Genomic DNA, 23,447 nt, shown 5'->3' with positions numbered 1-23,447 from the left:
GATTCCTCCTCGTCGGAGTGTCACTGACTCATCACTGTGTTCGCGGGGCGCACGGCCCGGCCCGGTCAGATGAAGCCGGTCGGCAGGTACTGGTCGACGTTGTCCTTGGTGACCACGGCCGAGTAGAGGGTCAGCGAGGACGGGATCTCGAACTCGGCGAGGCCTCCGACGCCCTTGCCCTGGCCGAGCGCCCGGGCGAGATCGATGGCGGAGGCGGCCATCGTCGGCGGGTACAGGACGGTCGCCTTGAGCACGCTGTCGCCGGCCTTGATGGCGTCCATCGCGGACTTGGCACCCGCGCCGCCGACCATCAGGAAGTCGTCGCGGCCGGCCTGCTCGATGGCCCGCAGCGCACCCACACCCTGATCGTCGTCGTGGTTCCACAGCGCGTCGAACTTCGACTGGGCCTGCAGCAGTTGCGCCATCTTCGCCTGCCCGGACTCCACCGTGAAGTCGGCCGCCTGGCGGGCCACCTTCTTGATGTTGGGGTAGTTCTTCAGGGCGTCGTCGAAGCCCTTGGTGCGCTGCTGGGTCAGCTCCAGGTTGTCGAGGCCGGCGAGTTCGACGACCTTGGCGTTCTTCGTGTCCTTGAGCTGTTCGCCGATGTAGTGGCCGGCGTTGAGGCCCATGCCGTAGTTGTCGCCGCCGATCCAGCAGCGGTAGGCCTGCGGGGAGGCGAAGACGCGGTCCAGGTTGATGACGGGTATGCCCGCCCTCATGGCCTGCAGGCCGACCTGGGTGAGTGCCTTGCCGTCGGCCGGCAGGATCACCAGCACGTCGACCTTCTTGTTGATCAGGGTCTGGATCTGGCCGATCTGCTGGGCGGTGTCGTTGGACCCCTCGGTGATCTCCAGCGTGACGTCGGAGTACTTCTTCGCACGCGACTTGGCGTTGTCGTTGATGGCGTTGAGCCAGCCGTGGTCGGCCTGCGGTCCGGCGAAGCCGATGGTGACGGCCTTGCCCGGCTTGTTGTCGGCGACCGGGGCGGCGTTGTCCGCGGCCGGCTCCTGGTCCTTGGGCTCATTGCTGGTGCAGGCCGTCAGCAACGCGCCGGCGGAAACGGCTGCGGTGCCGAACAGCAGCGCTCTGCGGCTGGTGGCGGGGGTTCTTGCCATGGCGGATCGACCCTTCGACTGGGCGGTGTACGTCGGCTGGGGAAGGCGGGGGTGCCGGACGGCGGGGTCAGGGGCCGCCGTCCGGCGGTGTGCGGTACGGCGTCAGGTGTCGCCGTGCAGCGAGCGGCGCTGGACCAGAACGGCGGCGACGATGATGGCGCCCTTCGCGATCTGCTGGACAGCGGTCTCGAGGTTGTTCAGGGCGAAGATGTTGGTGATCGTGGTGAAGATCAGGACCCCGAGGACGGAACCGATGATGGTGCCGCGGCCGCCGCTGAGCAGGGTGCCGCCGATGATCGCCGCGGCGATGGCGTCCAGCTCGTAGAGGTTGCCGTTGGTGTTCTGGCCCGAGCCGGCGAGCACGATCAGCATGAACGCGGCGATACCGCAGCACAGTCCGGACAGCAGGTACAGGTACAGGCGTTGGCGGCGGACGTCGATGCCGGCGAGGCGGGCGGCCTCCGCGTTGCCGCCGACCGCGATCGTGCGGCGGCCGAAGGTGGTGCGGTTGAGCAGCAGCCAGCCGATGACGGTGACCGCGCCGAAGATCAGGACAAGGGGCGGGATGCCGAGGACGTAGGCGTCCCTGCCGCCGAGATCGAGCACCGAGTCCACGCTCACGACCTGGGTGCTGCCGTCCGTGATCTGCAACGCCAGGCCACGGGCCGAGGCGAGCATGGCCAGCGTCGCGATGAACGGCACCATCCTGCCGTAGGCGATCAGCAGACCGTTCACGAGGCCGCAGCCCACACCGACGATCACCGCGGTGAAGAGGATGCCGGCGAACCCGAACTCCTGGGTGGCCACGGTCGTCGCCCACACCGAGGCGAGAGCCACCATCGCGCCGACCGACAGGTCGATCCCGCCACTGGTGATGACGAAGGTCATGCCGACGGTGACGACACCGATCACGGACGCCTGGGTGAGGACGAGCTGCAGATTGCTCGTCGCCAGGAACTCGTCCGGTGCGGTGATCCCGCCGACCGCGACGAGGGCGGCGAGGACTCCGAGCAAGGACAGCGTGCGCACGTCCCACCGCAGACCGGGGCGGCGTGAACTGTCCTTGCCCCCTGGGGACTTGGCGGTGGACGTCGGCGCTTGCTTCTGCGCCGCGGTGGCCGGCTGCGTCATGGCGTCGGGCTCCCTTCCATCACAAGATCGAGTACACGGTGCTCGTCGAGCTCCCGGGCGTCCGCGGTGTGCACGACGCTGCCTTCACGCAGCACCAGCACCCGGTCGGCGAGACCCAGGACCTCGGGCACCTCACTGGACACGAGAAGTACGGCCAGGCCCTCGTCGGCCAGCCGGCGAATCACGGCGTAGAGCTCCGCCCGGGCGCCGATGTCGACACCCCTGGTCGGCTCGTCCAGCAGCAGCACCTTGCAGCCCCGCAACAGCCAGCGTGCGAGGACCGCCTTCTGCTGGTTGCCACCGGACAGGGTCCTGATCGCGGCATCGGGATTGTCCGGGCGCAGGGACAGTTCCCGAACCGCCTGGTGCGTCGCGGCCCGCTCGGTACGCCGGTCGATCCAGCCCGCGCGGGCGAACCTGGACAGGGTGGAGACCGAGACGTTGCTGCTGACGGACTCCAGCATCAGCAGGCCCTGCGCCTTGCGTTCCTCGGGCGCCAGGCCGATGCCGGCACGGACGGCGGCGCGAACACTTCCCGGGCGCAGAGGTGTGCCCTCGACAAGGACCCGACCGCCGTCAGGACGGCGAGCCCCGTAGATCGTCTCCAGGATCTCGCTGCGCCCGGACCCGACGAGCCCGGCCAGACCGACGATCTCACCGGGCCGCAGCTCCAGATCGACGGGCGCGAACTCCCCTCGCCGGGTGAGCCCCTCGACCCTCAGCACCGGTTCCTTCCCCGTGGCGAACCCTGTCTCGGGGCGATCGGGGAAGACGTACTCCACATTCCGCCCGGTCATCAGGGCCACGACCTCCTGGGTCGGCGTCGACTCGGCGGGCAGACCGCCCGCGACCGACCGACCCTCCTTCAGGACCGTGACCCGGTCGCCGATGCGCCGAATCTCCTCGAGACGGTGGGAGATGTAGATGACGGCGACCCCCTCACGGGTCAGATCACCCACGATCCGAAAGAGGTTGTCCACCTCCTCGGGGTCCAGCGCCGCGGACGGCTCGTCCATCACGATCAACCGGACCTCGTGGGACAGTGCGCGGGCCATGGAGACGATCTGCTGCTGCGCCGCGGACAGGTCACCGACGAGTCGCGAGGGGTCGATCTCCGAGTGCCCGAGCCGTTCCAGCAACTCCGCGGTGGCCGTACGGGCGGCGGAGCCGCGCACGACGAACCCGGCGGAGGTCGGCTCGTGCCCGAGGAACACGTTCTCCGCGACGGACAGCCCCTCGATCAGATCGAGTTCCTGGTAGATGGTGGCGATACCCAGGCGCATGGCGGCGATCGGCGAGCCCAGGGTCACGGCCTCGCCCTGCCAGGTGATCTCACCGCTGTCGGGCTGGTGCGCTCCGGCGAGCACTTTGATCAATGTGGACTTTCCGGCTCCGTTCTGGCCGAGCAGGCAGTGGACTTCGCCGGCCTCGACCTCGAGATCCACACCGTCCAGGGCGCGAACACCCGGGAACGACTTGGTGATACCGGACATGGTGAGCAGGGTTGATGGCGGTGCCATGTGGAATCCCCTCGGCAGGTACGGGCCGTGAGCGAGCGGAGCCGGACAAGGTGGATCGGGTACGTGGACAGCTCTGGGAAGCCCGGGGCGGCGTGCCGCCGGGGCGCAGAGGCTGAGCAGGGCAAGGCAGGCCCAATGGCCTGGGAGTCATGCAGGGGTGGGAGCCGGCCGCCGGCGCTTCATGTGGTGAAGACGGCGGGGCTGTGGTGACGCGGTGGTGGTGTTGCCGTGGTTCTACGGGTGTCGTGATGGCGCCATGGGGTCACCGAGGCGCGATGGTTGTGGGGCGACGCCAGTGGGGTTGCAGTGACGTCGTGGCGACGCCACGGGGGTGCAGTGGCGCGAGTGGTGGTCCGTTGCCGATGAGGTCGGGCAGCGGTCAGGCGGGCGAGAAGACGTGGTCGCTGATGAGCCGGGCCGCGCCGATCGCTCCGGCCGCCGGTCCCAACTCCCCCAGCACAATCGGCAGATTGCGCGTGGCGAGCGGCAACGACTGCCGGTACACCTGGGTTCGAACGCTGGCCAGCAACGTGTGCCCGAGCCCGGTCACACCGCCACCGATCACCACCAGCCCCGGATTGAAGAAACTGACAAGCCCGGCGATGACCTGACCCAGACGCTTCCCGCCCTCCCGAATCAGCTCCAGGGACACCACGTCGCCCGCTGCAGCGGCAGCCGACACGTCCTCGGCCGTCAGACGCCCGGCCGTCTCCAGCCGGGCGGCAAGCTGCGGCGACCGGCCCTCACGCGCGGCCTGCTCAGCGTCACCGGCCAACGCGGCCCCGCTGAAGTGGGCTTCCAGGCAGCCCCGGTTGCCGCAGGCACAGGGGCGGCCGTCGGGCACGGCCTGGATGTGCCCGATGTCGCCCGCGCTGCCCGTCGCACCGCGATGGACCTCACCGCCGACGACGATGCCGCACCCGATACCGGTGCCGATCTTGACGCAGAGAAAGTCGCCCACGGAACGCGCGACGCCCGCGTGCTGCTCCCCCATCGCCATCAGGTTCACGTCGTTGTCGACCATGACCGGGCAGCCCAGCTCCTGACTGAGCGCCTCCCGGACCGGGAAACCGTCCCAGCCCGGCATGATCGGCGGAGCCACCGGAACACCCTCGGGGAAACGAACCGGCCCCGGCACGCCGATACCGGCACCGTCGAAACCCTCCGCGAGCCCCGTCGCCTTCAACTTCGCCGCCATGGACAGAACTTGCTCGAAGACCGCGACCGGGCCCTCACGGACGTCCATCGGTTGATTCAGATGCCCCAGGACCTCCAACTCCGCATTCGTCACTGCGACATCGATCGAGGTGGCACCGATATCGACACCGAGGAAACGCAGCGTCGGCGAGAGCCGGATGTTGTGCGACCGCCGGCCGCCCCGGGACGGTGCCAGCCCGTCCGCGACAACCAGCCCCGTCTCCAACAGTCGGTCCACTTCGACGGCCAGCTTCGAGCGGGACAGGTCCACCAGATCACCGAGCTGGGCACGAGAGTTGGACCCGTTGTCACGCAGCAGACGAAGCAGCCGCGCCTGATGCGCGTTCTCAGGTCGAGCAGTCATCCGTCGCACGATCCCTCCTCTCCCCTCACCCACGGCCGGGGATCCAGAAGCCTGTCTGCACCGACTGCACCGTCAGGCTGTTGAAGAGGAACGTAACAACGATTTTCCAGACTGGGAAGTACTTACGTCGGAGTAGGGCGCTTCTTTTTCCACACTCAGGACAAAGTCTGGATGGGTGACGTTCGGGAGTCCTACGACAGGGTCGGCGGCAGTACTGACCAAGCCATCCGGCTTGTCGAGGATCAGCCCCTGGCACTCCTAGGTGGCGAGGTCGTCCGAGCGCAGGACTCCCTGGCCGCGCCATTCGTCGACAATCATCCAGTAGTGGCCGACGCCGAGTTCGAAGACGTTGGGGCCCTCGTGCGGGCGGTGGCCGACCGCGAGGCCGGTGGGCCGCCACTGGTAGAGGTCGGGGCTGTCGGCGGCCGCGGTGCACGACCCGTAGGACTCGTCCTTGAACCACATCCGCCAACCCCGCGCTGTTCCTGGACGGCGACCGCACCACGCTCGCGGTCAAGGTCGCAGGCGACTACGCCAACGAGCACTGCACCAGGCTCTGCACCCTCGTCGCGGCAGGCGCCGCGGTCTACATCGCGCCCGTCCTGATCCTCTTCCTCGTCCTCCAGCGCGGCTTCGGCACGGGCACCGCGACGTCCGGACTCAGGTGACACACCAAGGGTGAGAGTTGTGCCGTACAACCTTGACAGTTGCTTCGTACAACTCGATGATGGCGCCATGGCAGCGTGGAACGAACCCCTCGACGTGATCCACGAGGCGATCATCCTGTTCTCCCGCAACGCCAAGGTGCGCGAGAACAGGATGTACGACGAACTGTCCTTCGTCGCCTACACGATGCTGTCCTACGTGGGGTCCTTCCCCCAGCCGACCGCCTCCGATCTGGCAGAGCGATACGGCCTGGAGAAGTCCACGGTCAGCCGTCAGCTGTCCGCACTGGAAGATGACGGCCTGCTGCGCCGGGTGGCCCATCCCTCGCGGCCCAGGACCAAGTTGCTGGAACTCACCGACACCGGTCTCGCCTGCCTGGCCCGCGTCAGGCAGCACCAGCGCGAGGGGCTCGAAGAGCGGCTCGGCCGATGGCCGGAGGAGGACGTCGAGACGTTCGGCCGTCTGCTCTGGCGGTTCGTCACGGAACTCGACTGAGCCCCGGGCCGGCCCGCCCGACGGACGAGGACCGGGCCGTCATCAGCCACCGCGACACGGACACGAACGGAGACCCGCATGCGACACGGTGTGCACAGCCACCGGTTCACCCGGCACCATGACCCGGCAGGGTTCGGCCCCGCGCCGGACGTCACGCGCCACCACCCCGACGACGCAGGGTCTGCTTCGCCGCAGGAACGGCGGTGAGTGCCGTGCTCTACGCGGAGGACCTTCACCCCGGAACCGTGTTCGAGCTGGGCAGCACCAAGGTCTCCAGGGAGGAGATCCTCGACTTCGGCCACCGCTTCGACCCTCTCCCCCTGCATACGGACGAGGACGCTGCGGCCGCGAGCCGCTTCGGGGGCCTCATCGCCAGCGGTTTCCACACCGCCGCGCTCCTGCAACGCCTAGTGGTGGACGCGGTGTTGTCGCGCGCCGCCCTCATCGCCGGCCGGGAACTCGGACCCGTGCGCATGCGGGCGCCCGTCCGGCCCGGGGACGTACTGCACGGCTCCATGGAGATCATGGAGGTCCGCCCGCGCGACGACGGCACAGCCGTGGTCCGCAGCCGGGGCACCCTCACCAACGACTCCGGCACGGTCGTCATGGAAGTCCAAGGCGAGACGCTCTGGGAACACCGACCTGCGGACGGAAGCGCGAGCGGCGCGGCCTGACGCACGGGTCCGTTCCGAGCAGCCCCGGCGGCGCACTCCCCAGGCCGCCGGGGCACCTCTGTGTCGGCGCGGTGCGGCCTCAGCGCAGGGTGAAGAAGATCATGGGGTTGTCCCTGCTCTCCCGGAGAGGATGGCCCAGAGCAAGGGACCGTTTGACGTCGTTCAGGCGGTCGTGGGTCTCGAGGTCATGCACCCGCGACGCGGTGAAACAGGCGTTATCCCGATCGGCGAGCCAGCGCAGAACGACCGCGCCCTCGGTGAACGGCAGCGGGCGACGGCCATGGAAAACGTCATGGACGCACACCGGGATGCCCGCCCGTATGCGCGGGAACAGCTCGCGGATGTACCAGCGGGCGAAGCTCGCGGAGTGTGCCGCGTCGATGAAGAGGAAGTCCGCGGTGTCCGGGATCTTCTCCAGGTTCTCCCGGGCGTCCCCCTGCGTGAACGTCCAGCGGCCGGTGGACAGTTGCGCGGGGACGTTGCCCACGACGTGGTCCACGATGTCGTACGAGTACAGGTGGCCGGTGCCGTTGTCCCTCAGGGCCTGGAGGATCCAGGTGGTGGACCAGCCGTGGAAGGTGCCGATCTCCACCACCGTCTCCGGGCGGGCCTCGCGCAGCAGCAAATAGGTGATCTCCGCCTCGATGTCGTCGAGTTGGGCCTTCAGCGAGATCGGCGGCGCGAGCAGTTTCCGCTGCTTCTCGCGGACTCGGTCGAGATCGTGGGCGTAGGCGCGGTAGAGCCCGATGATGTGGTCGATGTCGATGTGCTGGTGCATGCGCGCTCCGTGCGAAACCGGTCTGGTTGGTCAGTGCGCGGTGACGCTAAGGCGCGGGAACGTCAGGCCACGTCACACCCGGGTGCCAACTCCGGTGTCGGACCCGGGTACTACGTGCCCTGGGCCGGGTGCGGCCTGCCCGGGGCGACCAGCCCCGACTCGTAGGCCATGACGACGAGTTGCGCCCGGTCGCGGGCGCCGAGCTTGGCGAGCAGCCGGGACATGTGGGTCTTGACGGTCTGCTCGGCCACCACCAGCCGGGCGGCGATCTCCGCGTTCGACAGGCCCTGAGCGACCAGCACCAGCACCTCCGTCTCCCGGGGGGTGAGGCCGTTCAACCGCACACGCGGATCCCGGCGCGGGACGGGGCGGCGCCGGGCCACGTCCTCGATGAGGCGTCGGGTGACGGACGGGGCGAGCAGCGCCTCACCTGCGGCGATCACCCGTACCGCCTGCACGAGTTCGGAGACCGGGGCGTCCTTGAGGAGGAAGCCGCTGGCTCCGGCGTGCAGGGCCTCGTAGACGTAGTCGTCGATGTCGAAGGTGGTCAGCATGAGCACCCTGGGGCGGTGCACCACGCCGGGCGGCGGGTCGAGCAGCTGTCGTGTGGCCTCCAGCCCGTCCATCTCCGGCATCCGTACGTCCATCAGCACCACGTCCGCGTGTGTGCTGCGGCTGACCTCGATACCGAGACGGCCGTTGGGCGCCTCCCCCACGACGTCGATGTCGCTCTGCGCCGACAGCAACGCCGCGAACCCCGAACGCACCATGTCCTGGTCGTCCACGACCACCACCCGGATCACCATGTTCATCTCTCCTGTTCCGGTCACCTGCGAAGTCCACGCGCCCCGGCCACATGACAGGGAGGGCATGCGCGCAGGGCCGTCGCGTACTCATGCGGTGTGGGCGTCGACCGGGCTCACTCTTCCCTCGTGGCAGGGCGGCCGCCTCGGCCGAACGGCCACAATCACCAACCGCCAGGGAAGGTACGTCGGCCGAACGACGGATGACGGAGTGTCACGGACCCGGCAGGGCTGCCGAGGCGGTCACGACGATGACTTCTCCGTCGGCAGGATCGCCGTGACTTGCCAGCCCCGGTGGTCGGATCGGGGTCCCGTGTGCAACTCGCCGCCGAGCGCGGTGACTCGTTCGGTCAGTCCGACCAGGCCGAAGCCGCCGCCCCGTGCGGCGGTCGGCAACCGGGCGCCGCCGCGGCCGTCGTCGCGCACCGTCACCTGCAGCGCGCGGCCGTCGTGGACCAGACCGACCGTCACCTCGGTGGCGTCGGCGGCGTGCCGCCGTACGTTGGTGAGGGCCTCCTGGACGACACGGTAGGCAGCTGCCTGCACCTCGTGCGGCAGGTCGTCGGGCACCGAGGAATCGCGGCGCAGTGCGGCTCTCGGGCCGACCGGCCCGACGAAGCCTTCCACCAGTTCGGGGAGCGCGGCCAGATCGCCCGCCGGGTTGCGGTCGGCCCTAGCGGCCTCCGGGGTCTCGCGCATCAGGCCGACGGTGCGGCGCATGGAGGCGAGGGCCTCGGTGGCGGAGTGTTCGACGTCCTTCAGGATCTTGGCCAAGCGTTCGGGATCCGTCGTGGCCAGGAGCTGGGCCACCTGTGACTGCACCAGGATCCCGGTGACGTGGTGGGCCACGAAGTCGTGCAGGTCGGCGGCCATGGCAAGGCGTTCGGCTCGCTGTGTCTCGGTGACCGCGACGCGGCGGCGGTGGTCCAGGGCGCGCAGGTACCCGCCCAGTCCGGCAACCACACCGACCAGCAGCACCATGGCGAACGGGTTGACCGACGAGCCGTCGGCAGCCTGTCTGTAGGGCAGAGCGAGCATCGCCGCACCGACCAGAGCGCCGCCCACCGCCGCCCACGGCATGGGGCAGTCGCGCACCGCGATCAGGAGCAGGCACAACAGGATCGCCTGTTCGCCGGGGCCGTCCAGCGCCTCACGCCCGGACAGGAACACGGCGGCCGTCACGGCGCCGGAGAGGACCGCGGGCACGGCGGCGCGCACCGCCGTGGTGAGCCACGCCGGCCGCCGGGCGGCGGGCCACAGGACCGCGGCCAGACCGACCGGCAGGACCACCGGCTGAGGCCACCGCGAACCGCCGTCGAGACCGGCGAACAGCAGGTCCACGCCTGCCGCCGACAGAAGAAGGACGATGCCGAACGCCCGCAGGAGGCCCTGCCGACGCCCGTCCGGTCCGGGAGACGCACCGAGGGCGCGCATGCTGCTCAGGAGATCCACGGCGCGACCCTAGCCCTCCGGCCGACACAGCCGGATCGGCCGAATGGCCATCTTCGGCGACGCAGAGGGCCGCGCACCCCGGCCGAACATCCGAGGCCTCGCGCGAACAGAGATCTCCCCCGATTTTTCAGGACCCGAGAAGGGCTACTGACCAATTCGCGGGGGCCAAGACTCGGACACGGCCCACGGCACTCCCCCGCCGACGGCTCAGGCGGCCCCGGCTCACACGCCCTCCCTGTGTGGGCCCCGGACAGCTCCACGCCGTGCCTCCGGCCGTGGCGAGCCCGCGTCCGCGGAATGAGCCGCAATTGGCTCCGCTCTACCGTCGGACGTAGGTTGGCCGCCGATCACTGGTGTGTTTGCAGGGCGAAAGGTACGGCCCGGTGGGACGACGAGAAAAGCCGGTGGATCCCGATGCCGGACCCGTGCAGCGGCTCGCGCACGAACTGCGGCTGCTGCGGGAGAAGGCGGGAAAGCCGCCGTACCGGGAGATGGCCGAGCGGGTGGGATACTCGACGACCGCGCTGTCGCAGGCGGCGGCCGGCGACCAGTTGCCCTCGCTGGCGTTGCTGCGGGCGTACGTCCAGGTACTGGACGAAGACCCCGACGAATGGGAGCGGCGCTGGCGGGAGGCGGATGCCGACGTCCGGGCGGCCTCGGCCGAGGAGCGGGCACCGTATCGGGGCCTGGCCCGTTTCGAACCGGGTGACAGTGATCTGTTCTTCGGTCGGGACAAGCAGGTCGGCGAGCTGCTGGGCCTGATGCGCGCGCACCGGTTCGCGGTCGTGTCGGGCCCCTCCGGCAGCGGCAAGTCGTCCCTGCTGCGGGCCGGGCTGATCCCCACTCTGCGGCAGGCGCAGGGCGCCGACCGCCCGGCGGTGATCCGGGTACTCACCCCTGGTGAACAGCCCGCGCGCACGCACGAGCGAGCGCTCGTCCCGAAGTCCGATGGGAACGGGGAAGGCAAGGACTGCGGTCTGGACACCTGGGTGATCGTCGACCAGTTCGAGGAGCTGTTCACCCTCTGCCATGACCGCGCGGAACGCGACCGCTTCCTGGATCTGCTGCTGTCCGCCCGCGAGCCCGCGAGCCGGCTGCGCGTGGCCATCGCCGTGCGCGGCGACTTCTACGGCCACTGCGGCACCCATCCGCAGCTCGCGGAGGCGGTCGGTCGAGCGACCCTGCTGATCGGGCCGATGGGCCGCGAGGAACTGCGGGACGTGATCACACAGCCCGCGGTCGCCAAGGGCCTGAACGTGGAGCGCGCGCTGACCGCCCGCGTCATCGACGAGGTCACCGACCAGCCCGGCGCTCTGCCGATGCTCTCGCACGCCCTGCTGGAGACCTGGCGCCGTCGCCGCGGGCGCACTCTCACCCTGGCCGCGTACGAGGAGGCCGGCGGTGTGCGCGGGGCGATCGCCGCGACCGCCGAGCAGGTCTACGGCGGCCTCGCGCCGGAGCAGGACCGTACCGCCCGCCGCATCCTGCTGCGGCTCATCACCCCCGGCGACGGCGCCCCCGACACGCGCCGCCCGGCGTCCCGGGCCGAGCTGGGGTCCGACGCGCGGGACGTGCTGGAACGCCTCGCCGCCGCCCGGCTGGTCACCCTGGACGGTGACACGGTCGAGCTGGCCCACGAGGTGCTGATCACCGGCTGGCCCCGGCTGGCCGGCTGGATCGAGGAGGGCCGGGGGCGGCTGCGGGCGCAGCGGCTGCTCGGGGAGTCGGCCCGTGCCTGGCAGCAGCTGGATCGGGACCCGGGAGCGCTGTACCGGGGCACGCGGCTGACCCAGGCCGAGGAGTTGTTCGCCGGGCAGTCCCAGGACGACCTCGCCACGCTGGAGCGGGACTTCCTCAACGCCTCCGGCGCCGCGCGCGATGCCGAGCGGGAGGCCGGGACGCGAGCCGCCCGCCGTACCCGTCTGCTCACCGTGGGGCTCTCCGCGTTCCTCGTCCTGGCCCTGGCCGCGGGCCTCCTGGCCTGGCAACGCGACCGGGCGAGTGACGAAGAGGCGGCCAAGGCGGCCGCCCGCCGCCTGGCCACCGTCGCCGACAGTCTGCGCTCCGCCGACCCCCGCACCGCCGCCCTGCTCTCCGTCGCGGCCTGGCGGCTCGCTCCGCTGACCGAGTCCCGCTCGGCCCTGCTCGACGCCCAGGCCCGACCGGAGCGGGACGCGTTCACCGACCCGCAGACGGGTGAGAACTCCCGGCGCTTCCTCACCGATGAGGGCCGCGCCCTCATCACCGTCACCGGCTCCGAAGTGACCGTTCGCGACGTGGCCGACCACCGTGTCACCGCCACCTACCGGCTGCCCGCGGGCGCAGAGGTCTCCGACGCCGGCCTCGGCGCCCGCTCTGTCGTCCTGACCGGCCAGGACGGCGGCGAACTGTGGAACCTCGCCGCTCACAGACCCGTCGCCGAACTCGGTGACGCGGCCTACTGGGCGGCGTCCGACGGCAGCGCCTTCGGCACCGGGCCGGTGGACGGTCCCGGTCCGGTCCAGGTGCACCGGGCGGGCGACGGCAAGGTGGTGTTCAGCACGGACACGCCACGCGCCCTCACCGCCACCGCGATTGGCCCAGGCGGCCGCCTCCTCGCCCTGTGCCCGGCCGACGGCGCACCACAGGTGTGGGACACCGTCCATGGCACGAGGCTGCGGGGTTCCTGGGAGAAGGCGGGCGGCACCGTCTGCGGCACCGGCTCGGGGGCGGACCACGGCTCCCGTGAGCTGCGGTTCAGCGGGGACGGCCGACGCCTGGCCGTGCTCTCCGGCAACACGGCCACGGTCTGGAACATCTCCGGCGGACAGCAGGTCGCCGACTTCCAGAGCAGCGGCACCAGTGGCTTCACCCAGGCCGTCCTCTCCCCCGACGGGCGGTTCCTGGCCACGGCCGACGACCAGGAGATCGCCGCGTGGTCGCTGGGCCTCGGCGGCGGGGAGGTCTTCCACACTCCGTTGGCCGGTGCCGAGGTGAGCGGCCTGACCTGGGCCCCGGGCAAGGGCCGGACGCTGCGCCATCTCGACGGCGCCACGGTGCGCACGTACGACCTGAGCGACCGCCTGGACGCTCACTGGCAGAGCACCCCGGCCGACGTGACCGCGCTCAGCCCGGACGGCACCGTCCTGGCCACGGCCACCCGTTCCGGCCCCGGCTACCGCTTCGAACTGCGCGCTGCACGCACGGGCGCCGTCCTCGCCCGCACCACGCTCGGTGCCCTGCCGGACGACGGTGCCGACGGTGCCCCACCACTGGCCTTCAGTCCGGACGGTCGGGCCCTGGCCGTCGCCGACACCGTGTCCTCGCGCGGCTCCCTCCGGCAGCGCTTCACCATCTGGGACGTCCCCGCCCACCGGATCCGTACGTCGTTCCAGACGTCCGGTGCGGCGGACCGCATCGTCTCCGCTCTCGCCCTCGGCACCGGCGGCCGGACACTGCTGGCCGCGCGCTCACCCAGCGGCGACGGCACGACCGAGGTCTGGGACACCGCCGCCCACCGACGCACGGCCGGCCTGAGCTCCCTCAACGCGGACAGGCTCGCCCTGCGGACCGACGGCCGACTGGTCGCCGGCTCCGCCGACCGGTACGCCGAGCTGGCGTCCCGTCACGTGCGCGGCCGCGCCCTGGCCGACGGCCGACAGGTCACCGCGCTGGTCTTCAGCCCCGACGGCACCCGGCTCGCCGTCGGCGACTCCACCGGCCACGTCACCCTGTGGGACGGTGACCTGCGCACCCGTACGGGCATCCTGACCGGCACCTCCGACACCGTCTCCGTGGGCGAGCCCGAAGCCGTGGGCGCGCTTGCCTTCTCCCCCGACGGGGACACCCTCGCCGTGGGCGGCCGCAACGGCACCCTTCGCCTGTGGGACACCGCCGGGCAACGGCTCCTCGGCAGCGATCTGCCCACGCCCGGCGACGAGATCGACACCCTCGCCTTCACCCGCGACGGCGCCACCCTGTACGCCGGTGGTCCGGATGTGTTGCTCCAGCGACACCCGGTCGGCGCGGACGACGTCGCCCGCATCCTGTGCGACCGGGTCGGCGGAGGACTCACCGAGGCCCAGTGGCGAACGTACGTTCCCGACCTGCCGTACCGGCAGGTGTGCGCGACGGCGCGCTGAGCGGAATTCTTTTGTTCACCGTGACGGTGACGGTCGCTGAAAAACGCCTCTGACCTGGACGATCGGATTCCGAAAAGCCCTCTAGTTCAGGTTCTGGTCTCATGCGTACGCATCTCCTGTTTCCCTCCCTCCTGCTGCTCGGCTCGCTCTCCCTGACGGCTGCCTGTTCGTCCGTGTCCTCCGGGACGCCGGACCCGACGCCCGCCGGAGCGCGGCCCGGATCGACCTCCGGCACGGCGCCGGTGCACACGGTGGACCCCTCGAAGATCAAGGGTCTGCGGATCGTCAACGACAGCAGTGAGGACACTTCCTGCCCCTTCGCGGCCGGCTACCCGGACGTGCCGGGCGCCGAGGCCATGACAGCCGCGATGAAGAAGGACGTGGACGGTCGCCTGGCCACCTTCCGTTCGGCGTGCGACGACGGCGGCGGGGCCGGCGATGTCGGCGAACTCAACATCAGCCACCAGTTCCTGGTCGCCTCCGGGGACGTCCTCGGCGTCCGGCTCACCACCCTGGACCACTCCGCGGCAGGCAGCGGGCTGAGTGTGCGCACCTATTGGTACGACGGACGGGCGGGCGCGTACCGCACCGCGCTCGGGCTCATCGACGACGGGTCCCGGGACGCCTTCGTCTCCGCCCTGACGAAGCAGCTCAAGGGACGCGAGGGCACCGACGCGGACACGGTGGACGAGGCGTTCGCCGACCCGTCGAACCAGACCACCATCCTGGACGACATGGTCTATACCGCCGACGGCGGACTGCGGGTGACCTTCGACCGGGGCGAGGTCGGCACCCCCGCCGCCGGCACCTATGTCGTGACCTTCCCCAGGACGACGGTCACCCCTTGGCTGTCCGCCTTCGCCAAGCGCGCCCAGCAGCAGACCATGCGGCCGTCCGGCTCGCTCGACCTCGGGGCGGCCGCCACCCCGACCCCCGCCATACCCACGCACACGGCCTCCGGCGACGACGACACCGACTGCAAGAAGGTGAAGTGCGTCGCCCTGACCTTCGACGACGGGCCCGCCGTCCCGGAGACGGCGACCCTGCTGACCTACCTGGCGAAGTACGACGCCCGGGGCACCTTCTTCACGGTCGGGCAGAATGTCGTCGCCCACCCCGACCTGGTCCGCGCCGAGGCACGCGCCGGCAACGAGGTGGGCAACCACTCCTGGAGCCATCCCGACCTCACCAAGCTCACCTCCGAGCAGGTCGCCTACCAGCTGAACCGCACCAGCACGGCCATCAAGGCCGCGACCGGCAAGGAACCCACCCTCTTCCGACCGCCCTACGGCGCGGTCAACAGCACCGTCCGCGGCGCCACCAAGCTCTCACCTGTGCTGTGGACCCTGGACACCGAGGACTGGAAGTACCCCGACGCCGCGAAGGTGGCGCAGAGCGTCATCGGCAAGGTGCAGCGCAATGGCGTCGTCCTCATGCACGACATCCACGCCACGTCGGTGGCCGCGGTCCCCGAGATCCTGCGCACCCTCGGCGCCCGCGGCTACCACTTCGTCACCGTCAGCCACCTGCGCGCCACGATGTGACCTGACAGTCTGCGCGGTCCCCGTCGCGACATCGACGGTCGGGTCTAAATCGATTCAACGCACGACGAACTCATTCTCGGCCCAGGCATTGACCACCACGCCGCGGAACCCTAACCTCCGGGCAATCGCATTGAAACCTTTCACGAGCCGAGGGTGCACCATGTCCTGGGACCTGTCGCGTCGAAGACTTCTCCAACTCGGTGGTGCCACGGCCGCCTCGGTCGTACTGAGCGGGCCCCAGGCACTCGCGGCCGACGCCCCGGGCGGCGTCACGGCCCACGGCAAGCCGCCCGCGCCGACCGGGACACTGGCCGACCTGCTGCCGCAGGCACTCGCCACGAGCGCCGGGCAGCGCCCCCGGTTCAGCTGGCAGGTGCCCGACTTCGGCGCCGGCACCCTCCAGCACGCCTATCAGCTGCAACTGGCCGCCACTCCGGGCGGTTTCGAGGACGAGCGGCTCGTCTGGGACTCGGGCAAGCGCAGGTCCGCCGACTCCACCGCCGTGCCCTACGCGGGGGCGGCCCTGCAGCCTCGTACCGCCTACTGGTGGCGGGTCGCCAGCTGGGGCGAGAAGCGATCGGCCTGGTCGGAGCCCGCCCTGCTCGCCACCTCGGTCGAGGACGAGTGGGAGGCCGAGCCGATCTGGGTGCCGTCAGGACCGGTCGTGACGGACGGCACGTTCGCCGCCCGGCTGAGGATCACCACCGTGGCCGCCGGGGTGTGGTTCCGCGCCGCGAACACCGCCAACAACTACATGTGGCAGCTGCGCGCCGGCAGTCCCGGCATCCTGCGCAAGCACGTCTGCGTGAACGGCACCTACAGCGTCCTCGGCGAGGTCCGCCTGCCGTCCGCCGTCGTTCCCGGGGAGTGGCTCGACCTCGCCGTCACCATGACCGGCTCCACCTTCACCACCAGCGTCAACGGCACCGTGGTCGACACCACCACCGACACCCGTTACGCCTCCGGCAACATCGGCCTGCGCAACGGCCTGACCGAGTCCCAGGTCTACGACCGCATCACCTTCACCGCCGCCGACGGGACCGTCCTCCTCGACGACGACTTCGCCTCCGACAAGGGCACCTTCTCGACCGGCACGGTCTCCGGCGGCACGCTCACCTTCCCCACCGGCGCCTCCTCGCTCTCCTCCTACGGGGCCGACGACACCTGGGCGCTGCTGCGCCACGAGTACGACACGGCCGCGGGCAAGGAAATCGCCGCCGCCGTCCTCTACGTAGCTGCCACCTCCCCCGACCCGGCCCGGCAGTACGTGGCCAAGGTGTGGAGCAACGGCAGTGTGGTCGGGCACGCCTCCGTGCGTTCCGGTACCGGGACCGCGTACCAGGCGTTCGACGTCACCTCGACCCTGCGGGCCGACGGCGGGCCGAACGCGCTCGCCGCGCTGTGCTGGACCACCTCGCAGCAGAAGTTCCTCGCCCAGCTGGAGATCACCTACACCGACGGCAGCCGGACCACCGTCGCCTCGGGAGACCACTGGAAGGCACGCCGCCAGGCCGGGCTGCTGCCCTCGAAGGGCAGCGCGGGCAGCAGCTACTTCACCGTCCCGCAGGAGTACTGGGACCTGCGCCAGGAGCCCGTCGGCTGGACCCGGCCCGGCTTCGACGACAGCGACTGGCACACTCCCGTCGTACGCACCGCGATCAGCGGACTCGTCCCGGCCCCGATCGAGTCGCCGCGGCTGCACGACGTCGCCCCCGCCTCCGTCACGAAGGTCGCCGACGGCCGCTGGCTGGTGGACCTCGGCCGGGAGATCGTCGGCGGGCTGTCCCTGGAGGTCACCGGGATCGCGGGCGACACCGTCGAGGTGCGCCTGGGCGAGGAGCTGAACTCCGACGGCACCGTCAAGCACCAACTGCGCGCCACCAACACCTACCGCGAGGTGTGGACCCTGCGCGACGGCAAGCAGACCTTCGAGCACTGGGGTTACCGCGGCTTCCGCTGGGTCGAACTGCGCACGGCGCTCGACCTGTCCGCAGTCGTCGTCACCGGGCGCGCCTGGCGGCTCGACTGGGACGACACCGACGCCTCCTTCCACAGCTCCGACCCCGATCTCGACCGGGTCTGGGAGCTGTGCCGGTACTCCATCGAAGCCACCCGCGGCGACCTCTACACCGACACCCCGACCCGGGAACGCGGCCCCTACGAGGGCGACGCACTGATCAACCAGCTCTCCGAGTACGGCGTCCAGCGCTCCTACGCCCTGGCCCGCTGGTCCAACGACTACCTGGTCCGCAAGGGCACCTGGCCCACCGAGTACCGGCTGATGTGCGCACTGTCCGCCTGGGAGGACTACCTCGCCACCGGCGACGACCGGCAGCTCGCCAAGGACTACGACCTGCTCGCCGCGAAGAACCTCACCGCCTACCTGGACTCCCAGGGCCTGGTCCGCAAGGCGCCCGGCAGCAGCAGCCAGGACCTGGGCGACCTCGTCGACTGGCCGACCGCCAGCCGCGACGGCTACGTCTTCACCAGCGTCAACACCGTCGTCAACGCCTTCCAGTACGCGGCCTTCGACGCCCTGGCCAAGTGCGCGGCCGTACTCGGCAAGGACGACGACGCGAAGGCCCTGAGCTCCCGCGCCGACACCCTCGCCACCGCCATGCGCGCCACCCTGCTCGACAGCGCCGCCGGCCGGTTCCTCGACGGCGAGGGCACCACGCACAGCGCCCAGCACGCCAGCGCCTTCCCCGTCGCGCTCGGCGTCGCGGATACCCTCGACGACGAGGTACGCGCCCGGCTCGGGGACACCCTCGCCTCGGGCGGCATGCGGGTGAGCGTGTACGGGGCGCAGTTCCTCCTCGACGCCCTCTTCCGGCTCGGCCGCGCCGACGCCGCGCTCGCGCTGCTCACCTCCACGGCCACCAACTCCTGGCTGCACATGCTCGACACCCTCAAGGCCACCATCGTCACCGAGGCCTGGGATCCCGCGCTGAAGTCCAACATGACGCTCTCCCACGCCTGGGCGTCCGCTCCGGCCAACGCGATCCCCCGGCATGTGCTCGGTGTCCGCGTCACCGCCCCGGGAGCTGCCGAGTTCCTCATCCGCCCCAGGACCGGCGCCCTGACCGAGGTGGCCGGAACGGTCCCGTCCGTGCGCGGCCCGGTCAAGGTCGCCGTACACCGGTCCACCGATGGCCATACGACACGGGTGACAGTGCCGCCCAACTCCCGCGCGGTACTGGAGGTGGAGATCGGCGACGCCGACCCGGCGGAGTACCGGGTGACCGCGAAGACACCCGGCGGGCAGGGACGTGTGGAGGTCACCCCGCTTACCGACCTCACCGGCACCGTGCTGCGGATCGGGCCCGTCGGCTCCGGCACGACGAAGGTCGAGCGCACCCGTTCCTGACCGCGTGGCCCCCGGGTTCCGGCCCGGGGGAACTTCCTTGCCGCCTCTGCCCGTTCGCATGTCCTGGCATGGGGATGTCACGTCTTGTTCTCCTCCGCAGCGTGCACCCCGCGTCACGGAATCCCGCCCTCCACGACGTGAAGGTGCACAGATCCTCCAGACCGCCGCGCGTGCTCGTCCTGGACGCCGACAGCGGTACGCGTCCCCTGCCGACGAGGCTGCGCGAGCTCGGCTTCGACGTGTTCGTGGCCGGTCTTGGTGAGGACGCCGTCCCGGCCGGTGTCGCCGTACACCCCGGCCTCGTCGTCCTCGACGTGATCCTGCCGGACGGCGACAGCTTCGAGACCTACCGCGTCACCACGGACGACAAGGTCGTCGGATCCTGCGCCCGCGACGTCGTATTGGAACGCTCCCGCGTCCTGACCGCCGCCGACACCCCCGACACGACGCCGCGTACATGGCAGTTGGTCGACGACTGCGTCCGCACGGCGTCGGTACCGACTGGGTCGAGGGACCCACCGTCTTCAAGGACAACTCCGGTGACGGCTGGTGGGTGTTCATGGACGAGGCCGGTGGACGCGGTTACCTGCCCTTCCACACCGACAGCCTCGCCGAGCCCGACTGGTCGCTACCGAGCGACTACCGGCTCCCTTCACGGCCCCGGCACGGAACGGTCCTGCCTGTCACCGCCGAGCAGCTGGCGCGGGTACGCGCCGCGTATCCGAATTCCTGAGCCACACAGGGCCCTGCGCCCGGCCGTCTGTCACGAGGTGGCCGGGTACGGCCAGTTGCGCGTGACCGCGCCGGACGAGCCTTATCCGGAATTGCCGGAGAAATGCCGCGAGGTTCACCAGAGCGTCTGTTAGTTTCACATCCCACCCTTCGAATGCAGGTGCGACTGCCGCCGGTAACATTCCATCTCCCGCTGGGTTTTGAAAATCGGTCAGAGATAGCGCTTGTCTCGCCCGACTCGCGTATGCGAAGGTGAGCCTCCATTGAGGCAGTTCCCGGCCCTGACCAGGCAAAAGGGCATCCTCAAGGTATGAACCAATCACCCAGCACTTTCCGACGGAACGTCATTTCGCATGCCGTCCTGCCATGAAAAGGAAAGGGTTCCGTGCAGGTTTCCCACCCCCCACGCCCGCCGTACCCACCCCGTCCCGGACTGCCCCTCGGGGAGCCGGATCCGGACCTCGTCGCCCAACTGGGCGGCGACATCGACGAACGACACCACGCGACCGCCGTGTTGCTGGCCCGCCACTGGCTCGCCGCGCGCGACTACGCACTCCTGTGCCTGGCCTCCGCCACTCCCACGGCCCAGTTTGTGGCCGCCAGCGCGTTTCAACGACGCTGGACCGACTCGCGAGCGGCGTACCCGCCGCGGCCTTGCGTCCGCAGCTGCTGGTGACGGTCCGCGAGACCGTCCGCGCCTGGGCCGCGAACGACAAGACTTGCGCAGCTCTACCAGAACTGCGCAAACCGACCGGCGGCCGTGGTCTGCACACGGCCAAGCCGGAAGCCCCCGCCAACCGAAAACTCGCCGAACGCGCCTTCGTGGCGTTGTCGGATTTCTCCCAATGCCTGCTGTGGCACACGGAGGTCGAGGCGGAACCCATCGAGATACCCGCCGGCTTGCTGGGTATGGAAACCGTTGCCGCGAGAACTGCCTTGAGTAGAGCCCGTGAACAATTCCGGACCGGTCTGGTGCGCGCTCACGCGCAATTCGCCCCGTCCGAGGAGTGCCGGTTCTACAGCAGCCTTATCGACGTTCCCATTTGACGGGGCGGCGCACTGCTCCCGGATGTCCGGCAACATCTGAACGAGTGCCCTCATTGCCTGTCGACCGCCGACTAACTCGAATACTGTGAAGGCCGGTTGGGGCCTCTGCTGGCCGATGCCGTGCTCGGCTGGGGAGGGCGGCGTTACCTCGCCACACGCCCCGGCCGCAGTGCCCCCGGAGCGTGGCAGGCCGCACCGGAGCATGACCAGACAGCGCCGGCTGCAGGCGGGCGCCACCGCACCCCGGCCGAGAGGAGACATCGCGCGTTCGCCGCCGCGGTCCTGGCCTCTCTTGCTCTCCTGGCGGCAGTGCTGGCAGCCCAGAACTGGTCCGACGACAACGACGTGGCCGCGCCGGACACACCGGCCTGGGGGCTCCCGCCAACAGCTTCCCGAGCCCCGGCTCCACCGGGCGGACCGGCGCCGTGTCCTCCGCCTCACCGGGCGCCTCCGGCGCGCCCGTCGAGGGCAGGCTGCACAACCTGGCCACCGGAGAGTGTCTGGCCGTCGACAGCCGGGCCACGGTCGGCGCGGCCATCCGGCTGGCAGCGTGTTCGTCGGCCGGGTCCGAGCAGTGGTCCTACGAGTTCGACGGTCTGCTGCGTAGCGGCGCCGACCCCTCCCTCTGTCTGGCCGCCGACCCTCGGACCCGGAACGTACGGCTCTCGCTGTGCGTCGCGTCCACCGGCGAGGTGACATACGTCCTCACGAGCCACGGGGAGCTCCTGCTGCGCCGCCGTCAGGACCTGGCTCTGGCGCCGGAGTCGGGCGGCAAGCTGTCCGAGGTGGTTGTGGCCGACCGCGACGCATCCGGCGGCCAACGCTGGGCGCTCGTGGTCGCAGATGCCGACGCCGCCCCCAAGTCCCATACGTAGGAGCGCGGTTCGAGGTGCGGCGGGACAGGGGGCGACGCCATCGCGTGGATCCGTGCGGTGAATGACCCCCGGCGGGGACCGAACCGTCCATGTACGGCCGGCGACTCCTGTGAAAGAACGCCCGAAGTCTCGACAGACCCCGGGTAACCGGGGGTAACTTCAGCCCCGTCCCCACCGTAACCGCTTTCCCTCCCCAGGAGCCACACCCTCATGCGCAGACTTTTCGCCTGTCTGACGACGGCGGCCGCCGTTCTCGGCGGGCTCACCGCGGCCACCCCCTCCGCGGCGGCCGCCGACTCGGGCACCTTCAGCGTCCTCAGCTACAACGTGGCCGGCCTGCCCGAGGCCATCTCCAGCGCCCCGACGCCCCGCGAGTCGGCCACCACGACGATCGGCGGGCGGATAGCGCCGTACGACGTCGTCCACGCCCAGGAGGACTTCAACTACCACGCCTATCTCTACGCGGCCGACACCGCCCACGCCTACCGCACCGCCACCAGCGGCGGCGCCGCCATCGGCAGCGGCCTCAACAGCCTGTCGAAGATCTCCTACGACGAGGACGACTTCGAGCGGGTGGGCTGGAACACCTGCACCTATGGCTCGGGCGACTGCCTGACCCCCAAGGGCTTCACCTTCATGCGCGAGCGGCTCGCCGAGGGGGTGTACGTCGACTTCTACAACCTGCACACCAACGCGGGCACCAACGCCGACGACCTCGCCGCCCGCGCCGACAACCTCAGCCAGCTCACCGACTTCATCGCCACCCACTCCGCCGGGAACGCGGTCGTGGTCATGGGCGACACCAACACCCGCTACACCCGCTCCGGTGACACCATCGCCGAGTTCGCCGCCGCCAACGGCCTCACCGACACCTGGGTCCAGCTGATCCGCGGCGGCAGCGCGCCCGCCAAGGGCAGCGACGCCCTGGTCTGCGACCAGACCGGGACCACCGTCCCCAACACCTGCGAGGTCGTCGACAAGATCCTCTACCGGGGCAGCAAGCTGGTCTCGCTGAACGCCACGTCGTACAACAACGAGCACTCCAAGTTCCTCACCGACGACGGCCTGATGCTCTCCGACCACGACCCGATCACCGCCGGCTTCAGCTGGTCGCGCAACACCGCGTTCCAGCTCAGCGACCAGTTCGGCGGCCCGCACGGCGACTACTACAACGACATCGGCAGCGTGCCCGCCGGCGCCCGCGCCACCACCATCGCCCTGCGCGCCGGGTCCCGGGTCGACCAGGTGAGCCTCACCCTGGCGAACGGCACCACGCTCACCCACGGCGGGACCGGCGGCACCGCGGCCTCCCTGACGCTCGGCAGCGGGGAGTACGTGACGACGGCGTACCTGTGCCAGGGTCAGAAGGACGACCGCACGCGGATCTTCTACGCCAAGTTCACGACCAACCTCGGCAAGACCCTGGCCGGCGGCACCACCACCTCCGACTGCGTGACCCGCACCGCGCCGTCCGGTTGGCAGATCGCCGGCTTCCACGGCCGGGCCGGTGACGAGGTCGACAAGGTCGGTTTCCTCTACACCCAGCGCTGATCCGCTTCCCGCCCC

18 protein-coding genes are annotated in these 23,447 nt (G+C 70.4%); 10 read left to right on the top strand and 8 right to left on the bottom strand.

Going from position 1 to position 23,447, the window contains the following annotated elements:
• Positions 1–65: 65 nt before the first annotated feature.
• The 5 genes from OHU89_RS46255 to OHU89_RS46235 form a co-directional block, all read right to left on the bottom strand.
• Positions 66–1,115 (bottom strand): substrate-binding domain-containing protein, encoded by a 1,050-nt coding sequence (locus OHU89_RS46255; RefSeq protein WP_405652018.1) that lies wholly within the window; start codon positions 1,113–1,115, stop codon positions 66–68.
• Positions 1,116–1,217: 102 nt separating this feature from the next.
• Positions 1,218–2,246, bottom strand: coding sequence for an ABC transporter permease (locus OHU89_RS46250; protein WP_405652016.1), 1,029 nt, complete (start codon positions 2,244–2,246; stop codon positions 1,218–1,220).
• Positions 2,243–3,766: a sugar ABC transporter ATP-binding protein gene (locus tag OHU89_RS46245; protein WP_405652014.1), complete on the bottom strand. Its 1,524-nt coding sequence runs from the start codon at positions 3,764–3,766 to the stop codon at positions 2,243–2,245. The genes OHU89_RS46250 and OHU89_RS46245 overlap by 4 nt, the downstream gene beginning before the upstream one ends.
• A 379-nt stretch (positions 3,767–4,145) precedes the next feature.
• Positions 4,146–5,327 carry an ROK family transcriptional regulator gene (locus OHU89_RS46240; protein ID WP_266883465.1) on the bottom strand — a complete coding sequence of 394 codons (1,182 nt, stop codon included), beginning with the start codon at positions 5,325–5,327 and terminating at the stop codon, positions 4,146–4,148.
• A 258-nt stretch (positions 5,328–5,585) separates the two neighbouring features.
• Positions 5,586–5,792, bottom strand: coding sequence for a hypothetical protein (locus OHU89_RS46235; RefSeq protein ID WP_405652011.1), 207 nt, complete (start codon positions 5,790–5,792; stop codon positions 5,586–5,588).
• A gap of 270 nt (positions 5,793–6,062) precedes the next feature.
• Between OHU89_RS46235 and OHU89_RS46230 the strand changes: the two genes are divergently transcribed.
• On the top strand, positions 6,063–6,488 hold the full coding sequence (locus tag OHU89_RS46230) for a MarR family winged helix-turn-helix transcriptional regulator (protein ID WP_405652009.1): 426 nt from the start codon (positions 6,063–6,065) through the stop codon (positions 6,486–6,488).
• A gap of 203 nt (positions 6,489–6,691) precedes the next feature.
• Positions 6,692–7,162 carry a MaoC/PaaZ C-terminal domain-containing protein gene (locus OHU89_RS46225; protein ID WP_405652007.1) on the top strand — a complete coding sequence of 157 codons (471 nt, stop codon included), beginning with the start codon at positions 6,692–6,694 and terminating at the stop codon, positions 7,160–7,162.
• A 79-nt stretch (positions 7,163–7,241) separates the two neighbouring features.
• Here OHU89_RS46225 and OHU89_RS46220 read toward each other — a convergent pair whose 3' ends face one another.
• From OHU89_RS46220 to OHU89_RS46210, 3 genes are all read right to left on the bottom strand, one after another.
• Entirely contained in the window at positions 7,242–7,940 is a 699-nt protein-coding gene (locus tag OHU89_RS46220) for a class I SAM-dependent methyltransferase (protein WP_405652005.1), read from the bottom strand.
• Positions 7,941–8,050: 110 nt separating this feature from the next.
• Positions 8,051–8,746: a response regulator gene (locus OHU89_RS46215; RefSeq protein ID WP_405654945.1), complete on the bottom strand. Its 696-nt coding sequence runs from the start codon at positions 8,744–8,746 to the stop codon at positions 8,051–8,053.
• A gap of 240 nt (positions 8,747–8,986) precedes the next feature.
• Positions 8,987–10,186 carry a sensor histidine kinase gene (locus OHU89_RS46210; protein ID WP_405654943.1) on the bottom strand — a complete coding sequence of 400 codons (1,200 nt, stop codon included), beginning with the start codon at positions 10,184–10,186 and terminating at the stop codon, positions 8,987–8,989.
• Positions 10,187–10,578: 392 nt separating this feature from the next.
• Between OHU89_RS46210 and OHU89_RS46205 the strand changes: the two genes are divergently transcribed.
• The 8 genes from OHU89_RS46205 to OHU89_RS46170 all read left to right on the top strand — a co-directional run bounded on the left by OHU89_RS46205 (position 10,579) and on the right by OHU89_RS46170 (position 23,432).
• Positions 10,579–14,316, top strand: a complete 3,738-nt coding sequence (locus OHU89_RS46205; RefSeq protein WP_405652003.1) for a hypothetical protein — start codon at positions 10,579–10,581, stop codon at positions 14,314–14,316.
• A 101-nt stretch (positions 14,317–14,417) separates the two neighbouring features.
• Positions 14,418–15,860: a polysaccharide deacetylase family protein gene (locus OHU89_RS46200; protein WP_405652001.1), complete on the top strand. Its 1,443-nt coding sequence runs from the start codon at positions 14,418–14,420 to the stop codon at positions 15,858–15,860.
• Positions 15,861–16,020: 160 nt separating this feature from the next.
• Complete coding sequence (locus OHU89_RS46195; RefSeq protein WP_405651999.1) at positions 16,021–19,227, top strand: family 78 glycoside hydrolase catalytic domain; 3,207 nt, start codon at positions 16,021–16,023, stop codon at positions 19,225–19,227.
• A 457-nt stretch (positions 19,228–19,684) separates the two neighbouring features.
• Positions 19,685–19,960: a hypothetical protein gene (locus OHU89_RS46190; RefSeq protein WP_405651997.1), complete on the top strand. Its 276-nt coding sequence runs from the start codon at positions 19,685–19,687 to the stop codon at positions 19,958–19,960.
• A gap of 384 nt (positions 19,961–20,344) precedes the next feature.
• A complete protein-coding gene (locus OHU89_RS46185; RefSeq protein ID WP_405651995.1) occupies positions 20,345–20,635 on the top strand; it encodes a hypothetical protein in 291 nt (96 codons plus the stop codon).
• On the top strand, positions 20,614–21,006 hold the full coding sequence (locus tag OHU89_RS46180) for a hypothetical protein (RefSeq protein WP_405651993.1): 393 nt from the start codon (positions 20,614–20,616) through the stop codon (positions 21,004–21,006). The genes OHU89_RS46185 and OHU89_RS46180 overlap by 22 nt, the downstream gene beginning before the upstream one ends.
• Before the next feature lie 425 nt (positions 21,007–21,431).
• On the top strand, positions 21,432–21,881 hold the full coding sequence (locus OHU89_RS46175; protein WP_405651991.1) for an RICIN domain-containing protein: 450 nt from the start codon (positions 21,432–21,434) through the stop codon (positions 21,879–21,881).
• Between the two features lie 210 nt (positions 21,882–22,091).
• Positions 22,092–23,432, top strand: coding sequence for a jacalin-like lectin (locus OHU89_RS46170; RefSeq protein WP_405651989.1), 1,341 nt, complete (start codon positions 22,092–22,094; stop codon positions 23,430–23,432).
• Positions 23,433–23,447: the final 15 nt, after the last annotated feature.

Origin of the sequence: Streptomyces sp. NBC_00019 (assembly GCF_045041015.1) — a bacterium.
Taxonomy (GTDB): Bacteria; Actinomycetota; Actinomycetes; order Streptomycetales; family Streptomycetaceae; genus Streptomyces.
Note: the sequence above shows the minus strand (reverse complement) of the source record. Positions and strands in the feature narration are given on the sequence as shown.